An 18,586-nucleotide genomic window follows, 5' to 3' on the forward strand; every position below is an offset into this window, starting at 1 on the left:
TCGGCGCTCCTCGGGTTCCTAGCGAAATTTTTTATAAAAAAGCCGCAAGCTCGCAAAAAATGCACTGCCCCGCGAGAAGTTCGGAGCGCGCGGCAGGAGCAGGCGGCGCGATCGATTGCTTTCGGTCGCCCATTCGCTGTCGATCGACTCGGCCGACGAGAATGGCGCAGCCGACCGAAAGGGACGGTGCGGGTAGGGCGGCGTGTCGCCCAGCCAGGTAGGTTTTCGGTAGGCAGCGGAGGCGCGCGCGGAAAATGCGTGGCGATACCGCTCGTCCTCAGAGCGCGCATTCGAAACAGTGAGCGCGAGACGATCGAAGTCGAGGCCGCGGCCTCTCGCCGCCCATGCGCAGGGGGCGGCTGGCTGCGCCATCGGCTATTTCGGGCGAGAGGCGCATGCGCGGCTCTGTCGGACGGCTGCGGGGCTTTCGTCCGGCCTGCGCCGCGCGCGCCCGCCTCGCAACGCGGCGCGTCGTTCAATTTCGCCTCCGCCGCCCGAAGAATTGACGCGCCGCGTCAACGATGCCCGCGTCCGGCGCTTGACGAGCCGCGACTCAAAATGCTCAACGTGCGCGAGCGGCGTCCGCCGGCGCCAGCCCGACCAATCAGGAGAACGATATGACGACGGAGATCGTGATCGTTTCCGCGGCGCGCACTGCTGTGGGATCGTTCAACGGAGCTTTCGGTTCAACGCCCGCCCATGAATTGGGCGCGGTCGCTGTCAAGGCCGCTATCGAGCGCGCCAAATTGGAGGCCGCCGACGTCGACGAGGTCATCCTGGGCCAGGTGCTGGGCGCCGCGCAGGGACAGAACCCGGCGCGCCAGGCCGCCATCAAGGCGGGCGTGCCGCAGGACAAGACCGCTTTCGGCATTAATCAGGTGTGCGGCTCGGGCCTCCGCGCCGTGGCGCTCGCCGCTCAGCAGATTCAGTCGGGCGACGCGAGCGTCATCGTCGCGGGCGGCCAGGAGTCCATGTCGCTGTCGCAGCACTCGGCTCACATGCGCGCCGGCACCAAGATGGGCGATGTGAAATTCGTCGACACGATGATCGTCGACGGCCTCACCGACGCCTTCAACAATTACCACATGGGCATCACGGCCGAGAACGTCGCGGCCAAGTGGCAGATCAGCCGCGCCGAGCAGGACGCTTTCGCCGTCGCCTCGCAGAACAAGGCCGAGGCGGCGCAGAAGGCCGGCAAGTTCAAGGACGAGATCGTCCCCTTCACCGTCTCGACGCGCAAGGGCGACATCATTGTCGACGCGGATGAATACATCAAGCATGGCGTGACGCTCGAGGGCGTCGCCAAGCTGAAGCCGGCTTTCACCAAGGACGGCACGGTGACGGCGGCCAACGCCTCCGGCCTCAATGACGGCGCGGCGGCGCTCGTCATCATGACGGCGGCGGAAGCGGCCAAGCGCGGCCTCACGCCGCTCGCCCGCATCGCCTCCTGGGCGACCGCCGGCGTCGATCCGTCGATCATGGGCTCCGGCCCGATCCCGGCCTCGCGCAAGGCGCTGGAGAAGGCGGGCTGGAAGATCTCCGACCTCGATCTCGTCGAGGCCAATGAGGCTTTCGCCGCGCAGGCGCTGGCCGTGAACAAGGACCTCGGCTGGGATCCGGCGATCGTCAACGTCAATGGCGGCGCCATCGCCATCGGCCATCCGATCGGCGCCTCGGGCGCGCGCATTCTGACGACGCTGCTCTATGAGCTCGGACGCCGCGGCGGCAAGCGCGGCCTCGCCACGCTCTGCATCGGCGGCGGCATGGGCGTCGCCCTGACGATCGAGCGCTAGATATAAAAAGGACCGCGCGCCTCTGAAGGCTCGCGGTCCGATTCTTTGAAAATTCGATGAAGGAGGACGAGGTGGGCAGAACAGCGGTTGTGACGGGCGGCACGCGCGGCATCGGCGAGGCGATTTCCAAGGCGTTGAAGGCTGCGGGCTATAATGTCGCCGCGACCTACGCCGGCAATGACGAAGCGGCGAACAAGTTCAAGGCGGAGACCGGCATTCCGGTCTATAAGTTCGACGTGTCGGACTATGACGCCAGCGCCGCCGCGATTGCGCAGATCGAGAAGGATCTGGGCGGGGTCGAGGTTCTCGTCAACAACGCCGGCATCACCAAGGACCGTCTGTTCCACAAGATGGAGCTGGCGCAGTGGCAGGCGGTGATCAACACCAACCTCAACTCGCTGTTCAACGTCACCCGCCCGGTCATCAACGGCATGCGTGACCGCGGCTTCGGCCGCATCATCGTCATCTCGTCGATCAATGGCCAGAAGGGCCAGGCCGGCCAGACGAACTATTCCGCCTCCAAGGCCGGCGACATCGGCTTCGTCAAGGCGCTGGCGCAGGAGAGCGCCTCCAAGGGCATCACCGTCAACGCCATCGCGCCCGGCTATATCGCCACGGAGATGGTGAAGGCCGTGCCGCAGGACGTGCTCGACAAGCACATCATCCCCTATATCGCCGTCGGCCGCCTCGGCGAGCCGGAGGAGATCGCGCGCGCTGTGGTGTTCCTGGCTTCGGACGACGCCGGCTTCATCACCGGCTCGACGCTGACCATCAATGGCGGCCAGTATCTGGCCTGACGGGAGCGCTCCAGCTCGCCTTGCGAATCGCCTCGCGCCGTTTTCGTCTTCTTCCTTCTCCCCGCTCGTGGGGAGAAGGCGAGGATGAGGGGCTCGGGGCGTTTTCCGTCTGTGGCCCCGGGCGGCCGATCACTCTTCCTCCGGCTCCTCCAGCCGATCATCGGCCAGCGGCAGGGTGAAGCTCAGACGCGCGCCGCCGCCGGGATTCTGCTCCGCCCACAGCTTCCCGTAATGCGCTTCCACGATCGCGCGTGAGACCGCGAGGCCGACGCCGAGCCCGTGCTTCTTCGTCGAGGTGAAGGGCTCGAACAGCTCATGCGCCATTTCATCGGCGAGGCCTGCGCCCGTATCGACGATATCGGTGCGGATCATGCCGCTCTCGTCGAGCCGGGTGGAGATGACGAGCTCGCGCTTCTCGGCGCCCTGCATCGCCTCCAGCGCATTGCGCTTCAGATTGACAAGCACCTGCCGAATTTGCACGCGATCGACGATCACCGCGTCATCCTCCGCGGTAAGATCGAGCGTGGTGACGACCTTGACATGATTGCGCGCCATATCGGTGAAGGCGCAGGCGTCGCGGATGATGTTATGCAGCCGCTGCTGAGTCTTGTCCGGCTCGGCGCGCGTCACGAAGCCGCGCAAATGGCTGATGATCTGCGCCGCGCGCGTCACTTGCGCGACGGCGCTGTCGAGGATCGGCTCGAGATCGGCGCTCGAGGATTCGGCGCGTCGCAGCACGCGACGCGCTGCGCTGAGATAGGTGGAGATCGCCGAGAGCGGCTGATTGATCTCATGGGCGACATTCGCGGCCATTTGCGCCATCAGATCGAGCCGGTCGGCGCGCAGCTTGCGCATCTGCGCCTCCGCCCGGCGGCGTTCGGTGAGATCGCGCAGGAACAGCACGAGCAGCCGCTCGCCGTCATGCGCCGCCTCGCTGACGGAAAGCTCCAGCGGAAACAGCGAGCCGTCCTTGCGGCGGCCGATGCGCTCGGGCTCCGTCTCGGCGGGCGCGGCCCCGTCGGCGCCCAGCGTCGCGAAACGAGGATCGTGGAACGGCTCCGGGAAGAGAATATCGACCGGGCGCCCGACCGCCTCCGCCGCCTCGAGGCCGAAGAGCCGCGTCGCCGCGGAATTCACGGCGTGAATGACGCCCTCGCCGTCGATAATGACGATCGCGTCGACCGCGCCTTCGACGATCGCGCGCAGACGCGCCTCGCTCGCGCGGCGCTCCTGCTCGGCGCGCGATCTCTCGCTGAGATCGCTGAGCATAACCGCATAGCCGTAGAGATTGTCGGAATCGTCGCGCAGCGGGGCGATCAGCTCCTCGGCGGGAAAGATCGAGCCGTTCCGGCGCCGGCGCGGCTCCAGGCGCTTGACGACGCCACGCTCCACGAGCGCGCCGAGCTCCTTCTGCGTGTCGGATGAATGGAGGATCGACAGGCGGCGCCCCAGAATTTCGTCGCGGCTCCAGCCGGTGATGCGCTCGGCCGCCTCACTCCAGGCGACGATGCGTTCCTGCCGATCCAGCGAGAAGATCGCCGAGGCCGGCGCGCCCTCCGCGAGCAGGCGAAAATGCTCCTCGCTCTGCCGCAGCGCCTTGCGCGCGCGCTCATAGTCGAGGCTCTTGATCGTCTCCCAGCGGCCGGCGCGGCGGATCAGCGCGAATTCGTGCCGGGCGATCACCTCGACGATCTCGGGCGCGCCGATCAGACGCAGCGAATAGGAGCAGAGCGTCAGCATGCGCACGGACCCGTGCATGGCCGCGAGCCCGGTCTCATAGGTCATGAAGATCGACCAAGCCGTGGCGTCCACCTCGAAGGCGTTGCCGCTGGCGCGCAATCCGTCGAATCCCGCGCTCAGCGCCGCGTCATGGGCCGAGCGCCAATCGTCCAGCAGCCGGTTCTCGTCCAGCTGGCCGGCGCGAAGATACCACTCGTCCGGGGAGAGGATGTCGATGCGCCCCTGCGCGAGATCGGCCTCCAGATCGGGAACCAGCGTCGCCAGGCGCGCCTTGGCGGCGGCGACAGTCAGCGGCGGCGAGGCGACCCAGATGCAGCGCTCATTGGCCGCGAGGCCGGCCGCGAAATAGGGCGCGACAATGTCGAGCAGATCGTCGACCTCATCGAAGAACTGGCAGAAATGCGTGCCCCACGGCAAATCTCCTGCGCCCTCTATGCCAGAAGGGCGCGACAGCCGCTCGCTCCGCGACCGTAGAGTCACGAATTCCGTCGCGGTCTCAGCCTGCATCTAATCATTCCAGTATGTGCCGCCGCCATCTCCGGTTTGCAGGGCGCGCCCGCTCGCCTTCGATCCGCCAATCGGATGGGACCAAATGCGAACATTGCCGAATTGGGACAATGTTTCGTCGTCGCCTGTGCCGATCAAGAACCGCGCCACAGGGACCCGTCCCGAAACGAGCCGAAGCTTCGCCATTCAGTGGTTGGCGGCGCTACGCGCGGCGACGACCTCATGCGCTTGGCGCCCGACCACCTCGGTCAGATGATCGAAGGCGGCCTCGAAGAATCCGGCGCCCGAGGTGGCCGAGCGCAGCTCGACGATGAGATCGCCGATCTCCGCCTCCGGGATGAGCGCATCGAGCTCGTCCCACCCTTCCCATCCCGGGCGCGGACCAAAACCCAATATTTGTCCTCGCCGCGCCGAAACAATGCCCGTTGCGCGAGAGACCGCCTCGCTCGGCGCAAAAATGGCGACGGAGAGCATGGGCTCGAGCAGAACCGGCTCCGCTTTGCCCAGCGCTTCGATCATGCCGATGCGCGCCGCCGTGCGGAAGGCCATGTCCGAGGAGTCGACGCTGTGATAGGAGCCGTCGACCAGCACCGCCTCCACATCGACGACGGGGAAGCCGAGCGGCCCGCGCGCCAGCGCGTCGCGGCAGCCGGACTCGACCGAGGAGAAGTATTGTTTTGGCACAGTGCCGCCATGGACGCGCTCGGCGAAAGCGAAGCCTTCGCCACGCCCGCGCGGAGCCACCTCCAGCACGACATCGCCGAATTGCCCATGGCCGCCGGATTGTTTCTTGTGGCGGCCGCGTACGCTCACCGGATGACGGATCGTCTCCTTATAGCCGATGGCGGGAGCGTGAGTGGAGACGGTCACGCCATAGCGCGTGGCGAGGCGTTCCAAAGCGACACGAATATGCATCTCGCCCTGGCCGAGCAGCTTCATCTCGCCGAGCGCCTGATCATGCAGGAAGACGAGCGACGGGTCTTCGTCGATGAGCTTGGCCAGAGCGGCGGCGAGGCGCATCTCGTCCTTGCGATCGCCGACCGACAGCGCCAACGCATAGACGGGGCGCGGCGCGGCCAGCGGCGCCGGGGCGGGCGGCGCGCCGGCGCGCGCGTCCTGCAGAGCCTCGCCGGCGGCGATCCCGTCGAGCCGGCCGAAAGCCACGGTCTCGCCCGCCTCCGCTTTGGCCTGGCGCGTCGCCGTGGCGCCCAGCAGGGAGGAGACGCCGCTGATCTTCTCCTCCGCGCCGGACGAGCCGATCACCGCCTGTCCATCCGAGAAGGAGCCGCGCAGCACGCGCGCCAGCGACAGCTTGCCGCCATGCGGCGTATGGATGGAGCGGAACACATGGGCGAGGGCGGGGCCGGAATCGGCGACGCCGAGCCGGGCTCTGGTCGCGGCGACGCTCGGCGCCTCGTGACGCAAGGCTTTCAGCAGCCGCGTCACGCCGGCGCCGCGCTCCGCCGCGCCGATGAACACGGGCGCGACATGGCCGAAGCGCAGCTCCTTGGCGAGATCGTCGAAAATCTGGTCGCGCGGCGGCTCTATGTCGCTGAGCAATTCCTCCATCAGCGTGTCGTCGTAATCGGCGAGCCGCTCCAGCATGGAATAGCGCGCTTCCTTCTCCAGCACGGCGTCGCCGTCTTGCATCGCGACGACCTCGGAGGGCGCGTGCTCGCGATAGACATAGGCGCGCTCCAGCGCGAGATCGATGAAGCCGATCGCAATGCCATTGTTCCAGAGCGGGATTTGCCGCAACAGCAATGGCGTGCGCGAGGCCGATTGCAGCAGGGCGAGCGAGTCGCGCAGATTGCCTGTGGCGGAGTCGATCTTGTTGAGGAACAGAAAATGCGGAACGCGCGCTTCCTCCACCGCGCGCAGCGCGAGCTGCAAGGCCGGCAGCTTGCGCGGATCGGATTCGGCGACGACGATGGCGGCGTCGGCGACGGCGAGGACGCGGCGTTGCTCATGCGCGAATTCGACCGAGCCGGGACAATCGACGAAAGTGTAGCGGTCGCCGAGATAATCGGCGCGGCCGATGTTGCATTCGACGCTCATCGCATGGGCGCGCGCTTCGGGAGAGGCGTCGCCGATGGTGGAGCCGTCGCGCACCAGCCCTTGCCGCTGCACCGCTCCGCAGCGCGCGAGCAGGCATTCGAAAAGGCTGGTCTTGCCGCTCTGAAAAGGGCCGACAAGCGCGATCAGTCGCGCGCCTTCGGCTCGCGCCGCGCCGGACGTTCTCGTTTCACTCATGTCCCGCTCCCGTTCCCGGCGCCGGCGAGTGGAAACCTTGTCGGCTCCGTCGAGCTTGATGCTCCCACCACATGGGTCGTCGCGCAAGCGCTGAAAAGCGTTGCGGCGCCGCATAGATGCGCGGGAGCCGAGAGCTAGGCGAGGCGATGCGCGGCGTCGCTCCACTCGATCCAGCGTCCGTGAAAATCCGCGCGGCCGAGCGCAAAGCTCTCGCCGCCCGGCCAGAGCGTCAGCGTGAGCGCAGCGGAGCGCGTGTCGCCGTCGGCTTCCATTTGCAACCGCGCGAGCGGCGTCTCGAATGTCGCTACGGCGCCCGCGGCTTCGAGAGCGTCAGTGGCGCGGCGCTTGGTCTCGAGCGGCAAATATTGCCAGACGACCGTGTGATAGACGAAGCGCGCGACATTGGGGAGAGGTGGAGCGGCGAGCCGCGCCGCGAGCCAATCGCCGGCGTCGGCGCGCGCGACACGCTCGCGATGCTGAGAGGCGAGGGCGAGCGCGGTCTCCATGCGCGCGAGACGTTCGCTCTGATCCGGCCAGACATAGGCGAGCAGCCGTGCGCGATGTTCGGCGTCGCCGGGATCGAGCGGATCGACATCGCAGCCGGCGCGGGCGACGATCTGCAACGGCGCATCGCGCGAAGGCGCCGCGCCGCGCCAATCGCAGGCGAGGCGAAGAGGCGCGGAAGGATCGCCGAAAGCGCCGACGCCAAGATCATAGGCATAACGATCGAAATGCAGATTGAGCCCGGCGCTGGCGCCGATCTCGAATGTCTCCAGCGGCAGGCCCGTCGCCGCGGCGACGATCAGTGCGCCGCCCAGAATGACGCTGGAGCGGCCCGATTCATTGGTCTGCGGCGGACGATCGAGAAAGCCCGCGAGAAAATCGTCATGCGCCTCTATTGCGGATGCGACCTCGCGCGCGAGCCGCGCTTCGTCGAGCGCATGGGGCGGGTAAACGGCGGCGAGCGCGCGCGCCTTTCCCGATCGCGCCAGAAAATGCAGCGCGCCGCAAGCGCGCAGCGCCAGCGCATCGGCCTTGGCGCGCGGACCCCAAGAGGAAATCCTGCGGCCGAAGGCGCTGCGCTCGTCGAGCCCGGCGGCGAGCGTCTCGCAGAGCGCGGCGGTGAAGGGCGAGGCGAGATCGCGGCACGCCTTCGCTTGAAAATCAAAGGCGTCGGCGATCTCATCGGGCAGCCGTTTCGTCATTTCTCCAAGGCCTCCATAGGCGATTTTCGTAATCCGGCGCGGCGGCGAGAAATTGGTCGTTCCTGCGCTCGATTATGCGATAATTCACTTTGAGACGATCTCCCCTCCGTTCGCGAAGCGGCCGAATGTCATTCGGAGCAAATTCGCTCCGGCGCGCGGAGAATGAAAGATCGTCGGTTCGAGGAGGCTGAGCGTGACGCAGGATTTTCATCGTAGACAATTTCTGGGCGCAGCGGCGACGACCGGGGCTGCGCTGGCCGCCGGCGCGGCGCGCGCCGAGGAGAAAGCCGCCGTCGTGAAGCGCGCCGCCGTCGTCCATCAGCCGAAGCCGATGGCCTTCGATCCAAAGCGCGTCGAAGGAATGTCGGAGAAGATCCTCGTCTCGCATTACGAGAATAATTACATCGGCGCAGTGAAGCGGTTGAATGCGATCCTCGACCAGCTCTCCGGCCTCGATTTCGACAAAGCTCCCGGATTTCAGATCAACGGGCTGAAGCGCGAAGAGCTGATCGCCGCCAACTCGATGATCCTGCACGAGGTCTATTTCGCCGGGCTCGGCGCTTCGGGCAAGCCGGGGGCGGCGCTCGCCGCGGCGCTCGACCGCGATTTCGGCTCTTTCGACCGCTGGCGCGCCGAATTCGTCGCCATGGGAAAGGCGCTCGGCGGCGGCTCCGGCTGGGTGGTTCTGTCCTATGACCAGCATGGCGGGCGGCTGGTCAACAGCTGGGCGAACGATCATACGCAAGGTCTGGCGGGCGGCGATCCGATCTTTGTGCTCGACATGTTCGAGCACGCCTATCAGATGGATTTCGGGGCGAAAGCGGCCGATTACGTCAAGGTGGTCATGGCGGCGGCCGGCTGGTCCAACGCCGATCGTCTCTTCGAGAAATGCAGCAGAGCCTGACCGCCTGCCTCCGTGGGCGGGCGGCGTGCCCGGCTTCCACTGGCGGCCGAACCGCGTTACTAAGGCCGCTTCTCTAGCAAGGAGCCTTCATGCGGCCGAGCAAACGCGCGCCAGACGAAATGCGTCCCGTCAGCTTCGAACGGGGCGTCGCCCGCTACGCCGAGGGCTCGTGCCTCGTCAAATTCGGCAACACGCATGTCCTATGCGCCGCGACGCTCGAGGACAAGCCGCCGCCGTGGCTGCGCGGGCAGGGGCGCGGCTGGGTGACGGCGGAATACGCCATGCTGCCGCGCGCCACCCATACGCGCACGCGCCGCGAGTCGAGCTCCGGCAAGCCGTCCGGCCGCACGCAGGAGATTCAGCGCCTCATCGGCCGCTCGCTGCGCGCCGTCACCAATCTGCCGGCGCTCGGCGAGCGTCAGATCGTCGTCGATTGCGACGTCATCCAGGCCGATGGCGGCACGCGCACGGCCTCCATCACCGGCGCCTGGCTGGCGCTGCATGATTGCTTCCAATGGATGCGCTCGCGCTCCATCATCAAGGACAATCCGCTGCGCGATCATGTCGCCGCGGTCTCCTGCGGCGTCTGCAACGGCGAAGCGGTGATCGATCTCGATTATGCGGAGGATTCGACCGCCGAGACGGACGCCAATTTCGTTATCACCGGCTCTGGCGGGCTCGTCGAGGTGCAGGCGACGGCGGAAGTCGCGGTGTTCTCCGAGGATAATCTCGGCTCCATGCTGAAGCTGGCGCGCGGCGGCATCGAGCAGCTCGTGCAATTGCAGAAGGCGGCGCTGGCGTGACGCGCAGAATCGAAGGTCGTCTCGTCATCGCGACGCATAATCCCGGCAAGCTCTGGGAGCTGCGTCAGCTGCTCGAGCCGCATGGCGTCGACGCCGTCTCCGCCGGCGAGCTCGGCGTCGCCGAGCCGGAGGAGACGGAGACGACCTTCTCCGGCAATGCGCTTTTGAAAGCGCGCGCCTCCTGCGCGGCGACGGGCCTGCCGGCCTTCGCCGACGACTCGGGTCTCTGCGTCGAGGCGCTGGATGGCGCGCCGGGCGTCTATTCGGCGCGCTGGGGCGGCGATAATCGCGATTTCGCCGCCGCCATCCGCCGCGTCGAGCGCGAGCTGCAAGAGCGCGGCGCGACGGCGCCTTTCGCCGCGCATTTCATCTGCGCGCTCGCCATCGTCTGGCCGGACGGACATGTGGAAGAGTTCGAGGGCCGCGTCGATGGCGTGCTGGTGTTTCCGCCGCGCGGCGAGAAGGGCTTCGGCTATGATCCGATCTTTCTGCCGGACGGATTGGAGCGCACCTTCGGCGAGATGATGTCGGCCGAAAAGCATGCGCTGCCGGGCGACGGCTCGCGCGCGCTGTCGCATCGGGCGCGGGCGTTTCAGGCGCTGGCGAGGGCGTGCCTCGCCTGAAACGCGGAAAGCTTCCGCGCGCTTCAACGCAATAAAATCTCCACCCGCCGATTCTCCGCCCGGCTCGCCGGATCATCGCCCGCGACGATGGGCTGCTCGTCACCGACGCCGGCGCTGGTCAGCCGCTCGCGCGAGACGCCGATGCGGCGCAGATAGTCGAACACTGCGCGAGCGCGGCGCTGCGACAAATCGCGCTTGTCCTCGGGCGAGCCGACAGAATCCGAATGGCCGCGCAGCTCGAGCGCCGCATCCGGGCATTGCTTCAGCGCGCCGGCGAGACGCGCGAGGAATTTCTCCGCTCCCGCGCCGAGCGCGACGCTCTTGGCCGAGAAGCGGATTTTCTCCGAGGCCGCGAGCGCTGTCAGCGCCGCGCGGCAGGGCGAGCTTTCCACGGCGGTCGCGGGCGGCGGCAGGCTCGGCCCTTCCGGCGCCGGCAGCGTCGGGTCATTGGGGCTGTTCCAGACGAGCGCGGCTGGCGGGGGCGGCGGCGCGGCGGCGGGGGGCGCGGAGCGCTCGGCCGAGCGGCCTTCGGCGATCTTGTCCTTGCGGCCTTTTTTTGGGGGCGACGGCGCCTCGACCGGCCGGGGCCGCGCGGCGAGGGCGGCGGCGAGGCGCTCCTGCTCACGCTCCCATGCGGCTGCGGCGGCGCGATGGGCGTCCTGCTCCGCGGAGACGGCGGCGAGCGCCTCCTCGCGCTGGGCGGCGGCCTCCGGCGAGAGCGAATCCACCCGCCAGACCGTCCGCACGCCGGCGGCGCTCGCCAGCCGCTCCGCCAGCGCCCTATGGCCGGAAGCGTCGGCGGGCAAAAAGACATCGCGGCCGCTGACCTCGAAATTCAGAGGATCGCCGCCCTCCCGCTGCACCAGCGAGCCGAGACGATGCCCCAGCGCATCCTCGAGGCTCTTGGCCGCCTCGCTATTGGCGAGAATGGCGATGACCGCGACCATGCCGGCGCCGATGCGCCAGCCGAGATGATCGCGCGCGATCGGCCCCGACCACAGCGCCGCCGCGCCGAGCCCGGCCAGAAAGGCGGCGTAGAGCGCGAACACGCCCTCGAGGTAGAGCGCGAAACGGCCGAGCGCGGCCTTGGCGAGAATGGCGACGAGGCACAGCGCCAGCGCGAGGAAGAAGTCCCCCTCGCGCAGCAGCGAGGGATCGTCGTCCGCGCGGCGCAGGCTCGCGAGGCCGGAGAGGGCGCCGACGAGGAAAGCGCTGGCGAGCCAAAGTCCATAAAAGCTGAGAAAATAGGTCATGGGGGGCGCGGCATCTCGAGCGGGACGTCCCGCGAAGCGGCAATTAACGCCGCTTTCACGCCTTTCAATGCGGCAATGCGAAACCATTCGTCCCGGCAAAGCTTCCGGCCGCGTTTCAGCAGCGTGACCTTCTCGGCCTACCGTGGCATAAAGCCCCCATGGCTGCGACGATTCGAAACGCGTTCGACCCGGGCTTCGGCGTCTATGTGCACTGGCCGTTCTGCCTGTCGAAGTGTCCCTATTGCGACTTCAACAGCCACGTCCGCAAGGGCGAGGTCGATGAAGATCGCTTTGTGGACGCCTTTCGCACGGAGATTGCCCATCGCGCCGCTCTGGCGCCGGGACGCGAGGTGCGCTCGGTGTTCTTCGGCGGCGGCACGCCCTCGCTGATGCTCCCATCCACGCTGGAGGCGATCCTCCGGGCGATCGCCGATCATTGGCCGATGGCCGCCGATTGCGAGGTCACGCTCGAGGCGAATCCCACCAGCGTCGAGGCTTCGCGCTTCCGCAGCTTCAAGGCGGCCGGCGTCAATCGCGCCTCGCTCGGCGTGCAGGCGCTCAACGACATAGAATTGCGGGCGCTCGGCCGCCAGCATTCGGTGGCCGAGGCGCTCGCCGCGCTCGATGTCGCCAATAAGATTTTCGAACGCACCTCCTTTGATCTCATCTACGCCCGTCCGCAGCAGACGCCTGCGGCGTGGCGCAAGGAGCTGGAGCTGGCGCTGGGGCGCGTGACGGAGCATGTCTCGCTCTATCAGCTCACCATTGAGCCGGAGACGATGTTCGAGCGCATGGTGGACGCCGGCAAGCTCGATCTGCCCGACGTCGACACGCAGCGCGCGCTATGGGACGTTACGCAAGAGGTCACCGCCCGCGCCGGCCTGCCGGCCTATGAGGTCTCCAACCACGCGCGGCCCGGCTCGGAATGCCGGCACAATCTCGTCTATTGGCGCTATGGCGAATATGCCGGCGTCGGCCCCGGCGCGCATGGGCGGCTCATCACGCCGCGCGGCCGCCGCGCTCAGGCGACCGAGAAGCACCCGGAAATGTGGCTCACCTGCGTCGAGACGGAGGGCCATGGCCTCGTCGAGGATGATCTGCTCTCGGCGGAGCAGGAGGGCGACGAGTTTCTGCTGATGGGCCTGCGCCTGCGCGAGGGGATAGATCCGGCGCGCTTCTTCGCCCTCACCGGCAAGAAGCTGTCGCAATCGCGCGTCGCCGAGCTGATCGGCGACGGGCTCGTCGAGCTGACCCGCGACAATCGCATCCGCGTGAGCTCGGAAGGGTTTCCCGTGCTCGACGCGGTGGTGGCCGATCTCGCGGCGTGACGCCGCGCCGGCTCACCGACCTCTCATGAGAAATCGATACCCGGCCAGGGCAGCGCGCCGTCGCCACGATGGAGCGCCTCGGCCTCGGGCGTGAAGGCGCCGTCGGCGCCATGCAGAATCAGCGGCGGGTAGAGCGCCAGCGGCGCCTTCGAGCCTTTGACGCCGCGCAGCAGAATGCGCGTCGCCGCTTCGCCCTCGCGCGGCGCGATCGGCAATAGTTCGAGCGCGCCGAGCCGCGCGCCGACGCCGGCGAGGCAATCGGGCAGAGCGTCGGCGCGATGGATCATCACCAGCGCGCCGCCGGGGCGCAGCAGCGCGACGCAGGCGCGCAGCCAGGGCTCCAACCCGCCCGCGCTCATATGCGCGAGCGCGCGTCGCGGATCGGGAGAGACGCGCGCGCGGCCCGGCGTGAGATAGGGCGGGTTGGTGAGGATCAGATCGGCGTTCGCGCCCTCGAGGCCGACGGCGCGGCGCGCGGCGGCGGAGAGGACATCGCACTCGAAAACGCGCGCGCGCTCGCCGAGCCCATTGGCCGCGACATTCCCGCGAGCGAGCGAAGCAGACAAAGCGTCGATCTCGACGAGGCCGATCGTCGCCAGCGGCGCCCGCTGCGCGGCGACGAGGCCGACGGCGCCGACGCCGGCGCCTATGTCGAGCAAAAGACCGCCGAGCGCGCGCGGCGCGGCGGCGGCGAGCAGAATGGCGTCGGTTCCCGCCCTATGGCCGCGCGAGGGCTGCAGCAGCCGCAATTTGCCGCCGAGAAAAGCGTCGGCGCGTGACGCAGCGGGCGCGCTCATGCAGGCCGACGCGCAGAGGCGAAGCCGCCTGCGCTGTGGCGAGCCGCAGAGCGGGCGAGGCTTTCGGCGCGGGAGACGCTCGCGCGCATCCCGGCTTGCCGCGAGACCTGCAAAGCCTTAAGTTCCCTTCACATTCGACAGAGTCAAGCCAAAGGGGTCTACGTGGGCATCGTCATACCGCTGGAGGACAAGGAAAAAAAGTCCGCCGGCCTCGATAATCTCCTTTCGCTGATCGGCCCCGACCTGCAGCGCGTCAACCAGCTGATCCTGCAGCGCACCGGCTCCGACGTGACGACGATCCCAGAGGTCGCCAATCATCTCATCTCTGCGGGCGGCAAGCGCCTGCGGCCGATGCTCGTGCTCGCCACCGCCGGCATGTGCGGTTATGAGGGCGACGGCCATATCAAATTCGCCGCCGGCATAGAATTCATGCATACGGCCACTCTGCTGCACGACGATGTCGTCGACGAGAGCGACATGCGCCGCGGCAAGATCGCCGCGCGAATGTTGTGGGGCAATGAGACCTGCGTGCTGGTCGGCGATTTTCTGCTCGGCCACGCCTTCAAGATGATGGTCGAGCCCGGCGTGCTCTCTTGCCTCTCCGTCGTGTCGCAGGCCGCCGCCGTCATCGCCGAGGGCGAGATTCTCCAGCTCAACGCCGCCAAGGACACGCAGACGACGGAAGACGCCTATATGGCGGTCATCCGCTCCAAGACGGCGGAGCTGTTCGCCGCCGCGGCGGAGGTCGGCCCCATGCTCACCGGCCGCTCCAAGGCGGACGAGGCCGCTTGCCGCAGCTATGGCATGAATCTCGGAATCGCCTTCCAGCTCATCGACGATGCGCTCGACTATGGCGGACAATCGTCCAAGCTCGGCAAGAATGTCGGCGATGATTTCCGCGAGGGCAAGATCACTCTGCCCGTCGTGCTCGCCTTCCGCCGCGGCTCGGAGACCGAGCGCGAGTTCTGGCGCCGCACGCTGGAGAAGGGCGAGATCAACGACGGCGACGTCGAGGCCGCCTGCGCGCTGATGAAAAAGCACGACGCCATCAAGGACACGGTCGATCGCGCGAGCCATTACGGCGCCATCGCGCGCGATGCGCTGGAGATTTTCCCGGCCTCGCCGTGGAAGTCGGCGCTGCTCGAGGTCGTCGATTTCTGCGTCGAGCGCGCCTATTGACGCGAAAACGCCCCGCAGGCGAATAGCCATGCGGGGCGTCGAGGGACTCTCGAGGAGGATTGGACGCGGGAAGCGTCAGTCGTGCTCGGGACCTTCGTGCGGACCGCCCCACTCATGGCCGTGATGCGGGCCCTTGGCGATCGTATGCAGCAGAATGGCGAAGCGGCGCTTCTGGGCGTCGTCCAGGCTGTCGAAGAGCGGCTTGGCCGCCTCGGCGAGCTTCGCCGTCTCGGCGGCTTTCGCCGCGAGCGCCTTGGAGCGCCACTGCAGACCTTCGATCACGCTGCGATGCTCCTGGATGTCCTTCATCTTGTCCTTGGCCTCGGCGAAGCGGGCGGCGCGCGCCTTGGCGATGTCGCGCAGCGAGGCTTCCACCGCCGGCCAGTTCTTCTCCTGGGCCGGGGTGAGCTTCAAGCCGGCCTTCAGAGCGGCGATCTTGGCGTCGGTGAAGGCGGCGTGATCCTCTGCCGAGAATTGGGGATGATGATGCTCGCCGGGAGCCGGCTCCGCAAAGACTCCAGCCGAGAGCGGAAGGGTGAGAGCGACCGCAGCGACGGCGGCGAGGAGATGTTTCTTCATGAGCGTTCACCTGGGGGGAATGGGTGGACTTGACGCTTAGACAATTCGTTCTCGGCAGCCGAAAAGCAACTTAATGTTTGGTAATGTCCAGCCTCAGAAATCTTTCGTTTACATAAGCTTTTACGTATTCGACCGGATAGTGGCGGCGCGGCGCGTCGCGTCTCGATCACAGAGGAGACAAAAGAGTGAGCGCATTCACCGCCATACGGATCGACAAGGACGAGGCCGGCTATCGCGCAGCCTATGCCGAGCTCAGCGAGAGCGAGCTGATGGAGGGCGACGTCGATGTCGCGGTCACGCACAGCACCGTCAATTACAAGGACGGCCTCGCCGTCACCGGCAAGGCGCCGGTGGTGCGGCGCTTTCCGATGATTCCGGGCGTCGATTTCGCGGGCGTCGTCACGCGCTCGAGTCATCCGAACTTCCGGCCGGGCGAGCAGGTGATCGCCGGCGGCTGCGGGCTCGGCGAGCAGCATTTCGGCGGTTTCTCGCAGCGCGCGCGGGTCAGCGGCGATTGGCTGGTGCATTTGCCGCAAGGGCTGACGCCGGAGCAGGCGATGGCGATCGGCAGCGCCGGCTACACCGCCATGCTCTGTGTGATGGCCTTGGAGCGGCAGGGGCTCGAGCCCTCGCGCGGGCCGGTGGTGGTGACGGGCGCGGCGGGCGGCGTCGGCTCCGTGGCGGTGGCGCTGCTGGCGGCGCTGGGATGGCGGGTCGTCGCATCCACTGGACGTCCCGAGGAGGAGGCCTATCTCAAAGATCTGGGCGCGTCGGAGATCGTCGATCGCGCTGAGCTCTCCGTCCCCGGCAAGCCGTTGCAAAAGCAGCGTTTCGCCGGCGGCGTCGATACGGTGGGCTCGGTGACGCTCGCCAATGTTCTGGCGCAGACCTCGATCGACGGCGTCGTCGCGGCCTGCGGCAATGCGCAGGGAATGGAGCTGCCGACGACTGTCGCGCCCTTCATCCTGCGCGGCGTTTCGCTCATCGGCGTCGAGAGCGTTCGGCCCAGCCTGCCCTTGCGGCGCAAGGGCTGGGAGCGTCTGGCGCGCGATCTCGACAAAGGATTGCTCGCCAGAATGACGGAGACGGCGCCTTTCGCGCAGGCGCTCGAGCGCGCGCGATCGATCGTCGCCGGCAAGATCAGAGGCCGGCTGGTGATCGAGATCGGCTGACGCGCAGCGGCGTCGAACAGGACGTGATGATATGAGCAGCGCCTTCACCAAAGAGCAGGACGACGACGAGCTCCGCCAGGAGCTGCCCGATCGTCCCATCAGCCCGCATCGCAATCTCGTGACGCCGGAGGGCCTCGCGATGATCGAGGCGGAGCTGGCGCGGCTGCACGACGAGCTGGAGTCGGCGCAGGCGAAGGACGACAAGGGCGCCGTGGCGCTCGCGGCGCGCGATCTGCGCTATTGGTCGGCGCGGCGCGCCACCGCCGAGGTCGTGCGGCCGATCGCCGATCACGAGCAGGCGCGCTTCGGCCATCGCATCGTCATAGAGGACGACGCCGGCAAGCGTCAGAGCTTTCGCCTGGTCGGCGAGGACGAGGCCGATCCCGCCAAAGGGCTCATTCCCTATGTCGCGCCGCTCGCCAAGGCGCTGCTCGGCAAGAGCGTCGGCGATGGCGTCGAGGTGATCCACCACAGCGCCAAAATCGTCGAGATCGGCTGACTCTCCGGCGAGGAACCGCGCGGCGACCGCGCGGTTCGTCTTTGCGTCAGGCCGCTTTCTTGACCGCGGGCTTGGCCTGCGGCTTGGCTTTCTCGGCGGCGGCGGGCTCGGCGGCCTGCTTGCGCGCCGCAGGCTGCTCCTGCTTGGCCACGACCTTCTCCACCTTGGCGGCGGGCGCGGCCTTCTCGGGCGCTTTGGCGGCGACCTTGGCCGCAGGCTTCGCCTCCGCCTTGGCCTCGACCTTGGCCTCCGCCTTGACGGCAGGCTTCACCTCGACCTTGGCCGGAGCTTCCGCCTTCGTCTCCGGCTTGGCGGCGGCCGCGGGCGTGAAGCCCTTCTTGAGGCGGCGCTTCACCGATTGCCACAATTCACGCATTTCCTGAGCTGCGACGCCCTCGGGATTGAGCTCGCAGACGCCGAGGCCGAGGCGAGCCGCTTCCTGATAATCGACGCGCGCCGAGACCATGGGGGAGAGCAGCGCGCCGATCGACTGCAGCGCTTGCGCGCCCTGGTCGACGCGGGCGTTCTGCTGGGCGGGCGGGCACTGGTTGAGAAGAAAGGCGTAATCCTTCTTCTTATCCTTGATGCTGGCGCGGGTCAGCTCGCAGGCCCACAGATCGAAGACATTGGGGCGCGCGGGAATGATGCAGAGATCGGCGACGCGAATGGCGGCGTCCGAATATTCGCTGTCGGCGCCGGGCGCATCGATGACGACGAGGGTCACGCCCTTCTTCTCCAGCGCGGCGAGCGCCTTGCCGAGCTTGGCCGGCGGCACATGCTCGACCGGCACGTCGGACGCGTCACGCGCCTTCGACCATTTGACCAATGATTGAAGCGGATCCAAATCGATTATGAAAACACGCTCGCCTGCGCTACTGGCGGCGACGGCGATGCTGCTGGCGAGCGTGCTCTTTCCGGCGCCGCCCTTCTGCGTGACGAATGCGATAGTGCGCATGCTGATCGACCTGTGGTTGAAAGTTTAGGGCTCCTACGCCGCCAGGACGCCACGAGAGAACAGGGGAAGGTCGCTAGAATTTTACAGAATCGTAATAGCCTCCGAATGGTTAACCGGCGGTTAAATAGGCTCCGGCAAAGGTAAAGGTTCGGAAACTACGAACTAAGCGGGCGCAGGCGCGCGGGCGGGGCGTCGGCGC

The 18,586-nt window shown here is 67.4% G+C and carries 17 protein-coding genes; 9 read left to right on the plus strand and 8 right to left on the minus strand.

Translation table 11 applies throughout. From position 1 onward, the window contains the following. Nucleotides 1-18: 18 nt before the first annotated feature. Entirely contained in the window at nucleotides 19-372 is a 354-nt protein-coding gene (locus GYH34_RS09210) for a hypothetical protein (RefSeq protein ID WP_161913315.1), read from the minus strand. 245 nt (nucleotides 373-617) lie between these two features. Here GYH34_RS09210 and GYH34_RS09215 point away from each other — a divergent pair, with 245 nt between their 5' ends. After that, entirely contained in the window at nucleotides 618-1,793 is a 1,176-nt protein-coding gene (locus tag GYH34_RS09215) for an acetyl-CoA C-acetyltransferase (RefSeq protein WP_161913316.1), read from the plus strand. Nucleotides 1,794-1,864: 71 nt separating this feature from the next. Then, complete coding sequence (gene phbB, locus GYH34_RS09220; protein WP_161913317.1) at nucleotides 1,865-2,590, plus strand: acetoacetyl-CoA reductase; 726 nt, start codon at nucleotides 1,865-1,867, stop codon at nucleotides 2,588-2,590. A 129-nt stretch (nucleotides 2,591-2,719) separates the two neighbouring features. Here the strand turns inward: phbB and GYH34_RS09225 are convergent, their stop codons facing one another. From GYH34_RS09225 to GYH34_RS09235, 3 genes are all read right to left on the minus strand, one after another. Beyond that, a complete protein-coding gene (locus tag GYH34_RS09225) occupies nucleotides 2,720-4,837 on the minus strand; it encodes a PAS domain S-box protein (RefSeq protein ID WP_244635338.1) in 2,118 nt (705 codons plus the stop codon). Between the two features lie 186 nt (nucleotides 4,838-5,023). Further along, complete coding sequence (locus GYH34_RS09230) at nucleotides 5,024-7,090, minus strand: elongation factor G (protein WP_161913318.1); 2,067 nt, start codon at nucleotides 7,088-7,090, stop codon at nucleotides 5,024-5,026. 134 nt (nucleotides 7,091-7,224) lie between these two features. Then, nucleotides 7,225-8,295, minus strand: a complete 1,071-nt coding sequence (locus GYH34_RS09235) for a DUF2332 family protein (RefSeq protein ID WP_174242388.1) — start codon at nucleotides 8,293-8,295, stop codon at nucleotides 7,225-7,227. Between the two features lie 193 nt (nucleotides 8,296-8,488). On the opposite strand from GYH34_RS09235, the gene GYH34_RS09240 reads away from it, so the two are divergent. The 3 genes from GYH34_RS09240 (at nucleotide 8,489) to rdgB (ending at nucleotide 10,625) form a co-directional block, all read left to right on the plus strand. Continuing rightward, complete coding sequence (locus GYH34_RS09240) at nucleotides 8,489-9,199, plus strand: Fe-Mn family superoxide dismutase (RefSeq protein ID WP_161913319.1); 711 nt, start codon at nucleotides 8,489-8,491, stop codon at nucleotides 9,197-9,199. A gap of 89 nt (nucleotides 9,200-9,288) precedes the next feature. After that, nucleotides 9,289-10,002 (plus strand): ribonuclease PH, encoded by a 714-nt coding sequence (rph, locus tag GYH34_RS09245; RefSeq protein ID WP_161913320.1) that lies wholly within the window; start codon nucleotides 9,289-9,291, stop codon nucleotides 10,000-10,002. Next, entirely contained in the window at nucleotides 9,999-10,625 is a 627-nt protein-coding gene (gene rdgB / locus GYH34_RS09250; RefSeq protein WP_161913321.1) for an RdgB/HAM1 family non-canonical purine NTP pyrophosphatase, read from the plus strand. Before rph ends, rdgB begins: the two co-directional genes overlap by 4 nt. Before the next feature lie 23 nt (nucleotides 10,626-10,648). On the opposite strand, the gene GYH34_RS09255 is transcribed toward rdgB, so the two are convergent. Continuing rightward, nucleotides 10,649-11,878, minus strand: a complete 1,230-nt coding sequence (locus GYH34_RS09255; protein ID WP_161913322.1) for an OmpA family protein — start codon at nucleotides 11,876-11,878, stop codon at nucleotides 10,649-10,651. Nucleotides 11,879-12,036: 158 nt separating this feature from the next. On the opposite strand from GYH34_RS09255, the gene hemW reads away from it, so the two are divergent. Next, the gene (hemW, locus tag GYH34_RS09260; RefSeq protein WP_024880579.1) at nucleotides 12,037-13,206 is read left to right on the plus strand and encodes a radical SAM family heme chaperone HemW; all 1,170 of its coding nucleotides are present in this window, start codon (nucleotides 12,037-12,039) and stop codon (nucleotides 13,204-13,206) included. A 23-nt stretch (nucleotides 13,207-13,229) separates the two neighbouring features. Here hemW and GYH34_RS09265 read toward each other — a convergent pair whose 3' ends face one another. Then, nucleotides 13,230-14,003 carry a methyltransferase gene (locus GYH34_RS09265; protein ID WP_161913323.1) on the minus strand — a complete coding sequence of 258 codons (774 nt, stop codon included), beginning with the start codon at nucleotides 14,001-14,003 and terminating at the stop codon, nucleotides 13,230-13,232. Between the two features lie 162 nt (nucleotides 14,004-14,165). Here GYH34_RS09265 and GYH34_RS09270 point away from each other — a divergent pair, with 162 nt between their 5' ends. Beyond that, a complete protein-coding gene (locus GYH34_RS09270; RefSeq protein ID WP_161913324.1) occupies nucleotides 14,166-15,182 on the plus strand; it encodes a polyprenyl synthetase family protein in 1,017 nt (338 codons plus the stop codon). 75 nt (nucleotides 15,183-15,257) lie between these two features. Here the strand turns inward: GYH34_RS09270 and GYH34_RS09275 are convergent, their stop codons facing one another. Continuing rightward, entirely contained in the window at nucleotides 15,258-15,761 is a 504-nt protein-coding gene (locus GYH34_RS09275; protein ID WP_161913325.1) for a Spy/CpxP family protein refolding chaperone, read from the minus strand. A 185-nt stretch (nucleotides 15,762-15,946) separates the two neighbouring features. On the opposite strand from GYH34_RS09275, the gene GYH34_RS09280 reads away from it, so the two are divergent. Beyond that, complete coding sequence (locus GYH34_RS09280) at nucleotides 15,947-16,933, plus strand: MDR family oxidoreductase (protein ID WP_161913326.1); 987 nt, start codon at nucleotides 15,947-15,949, stop codon at nucleotides 16,931-16,933. A gap of 31 nt (nucleotides 16,934-16,964) precedes the next feature. Then, complete coding sequence (greA, locus tag GYH34_RS09285; protein ID WP_161913327.1) at nucleotides 16,965-17,432, plus strand: transcription elongation factor GreA; 468 nt, start codon at nucleotides 16,965-16,967, stop codon at nucleotides 17,430-17,432. 46 nt (nucleotides 17,433-17,478) lie between these two features. Here greA and GYH34_RS09290 read toward each other — a convergent pair whose 3' ends face one another. Further along, nucleotides 17,479-18,387 carry a division plane positioning ATPase MipZ gene (locus GYH34_RS09290; protein ID WP_161913328.1) on the minus strand — a complete coding sequence of 303 codons (909 nt, stop codon included), beginning with the start codon at nucleotides 18,385-18,387 and terminating at the stop codon, nucleotides 17,479-17,481. Between the last annotated feature and the right edge of the window lie 199 nt (nucleotides 18,388-18,586).

Source organism: Methylosinus sp. C49 (genome assembly GCF_009936375.1).
GTDB lineage: Bacteria > Pseudomonadota > Alphaproteobacteria > Rhizobiales > Beijerinckiaceae > Methylosinus.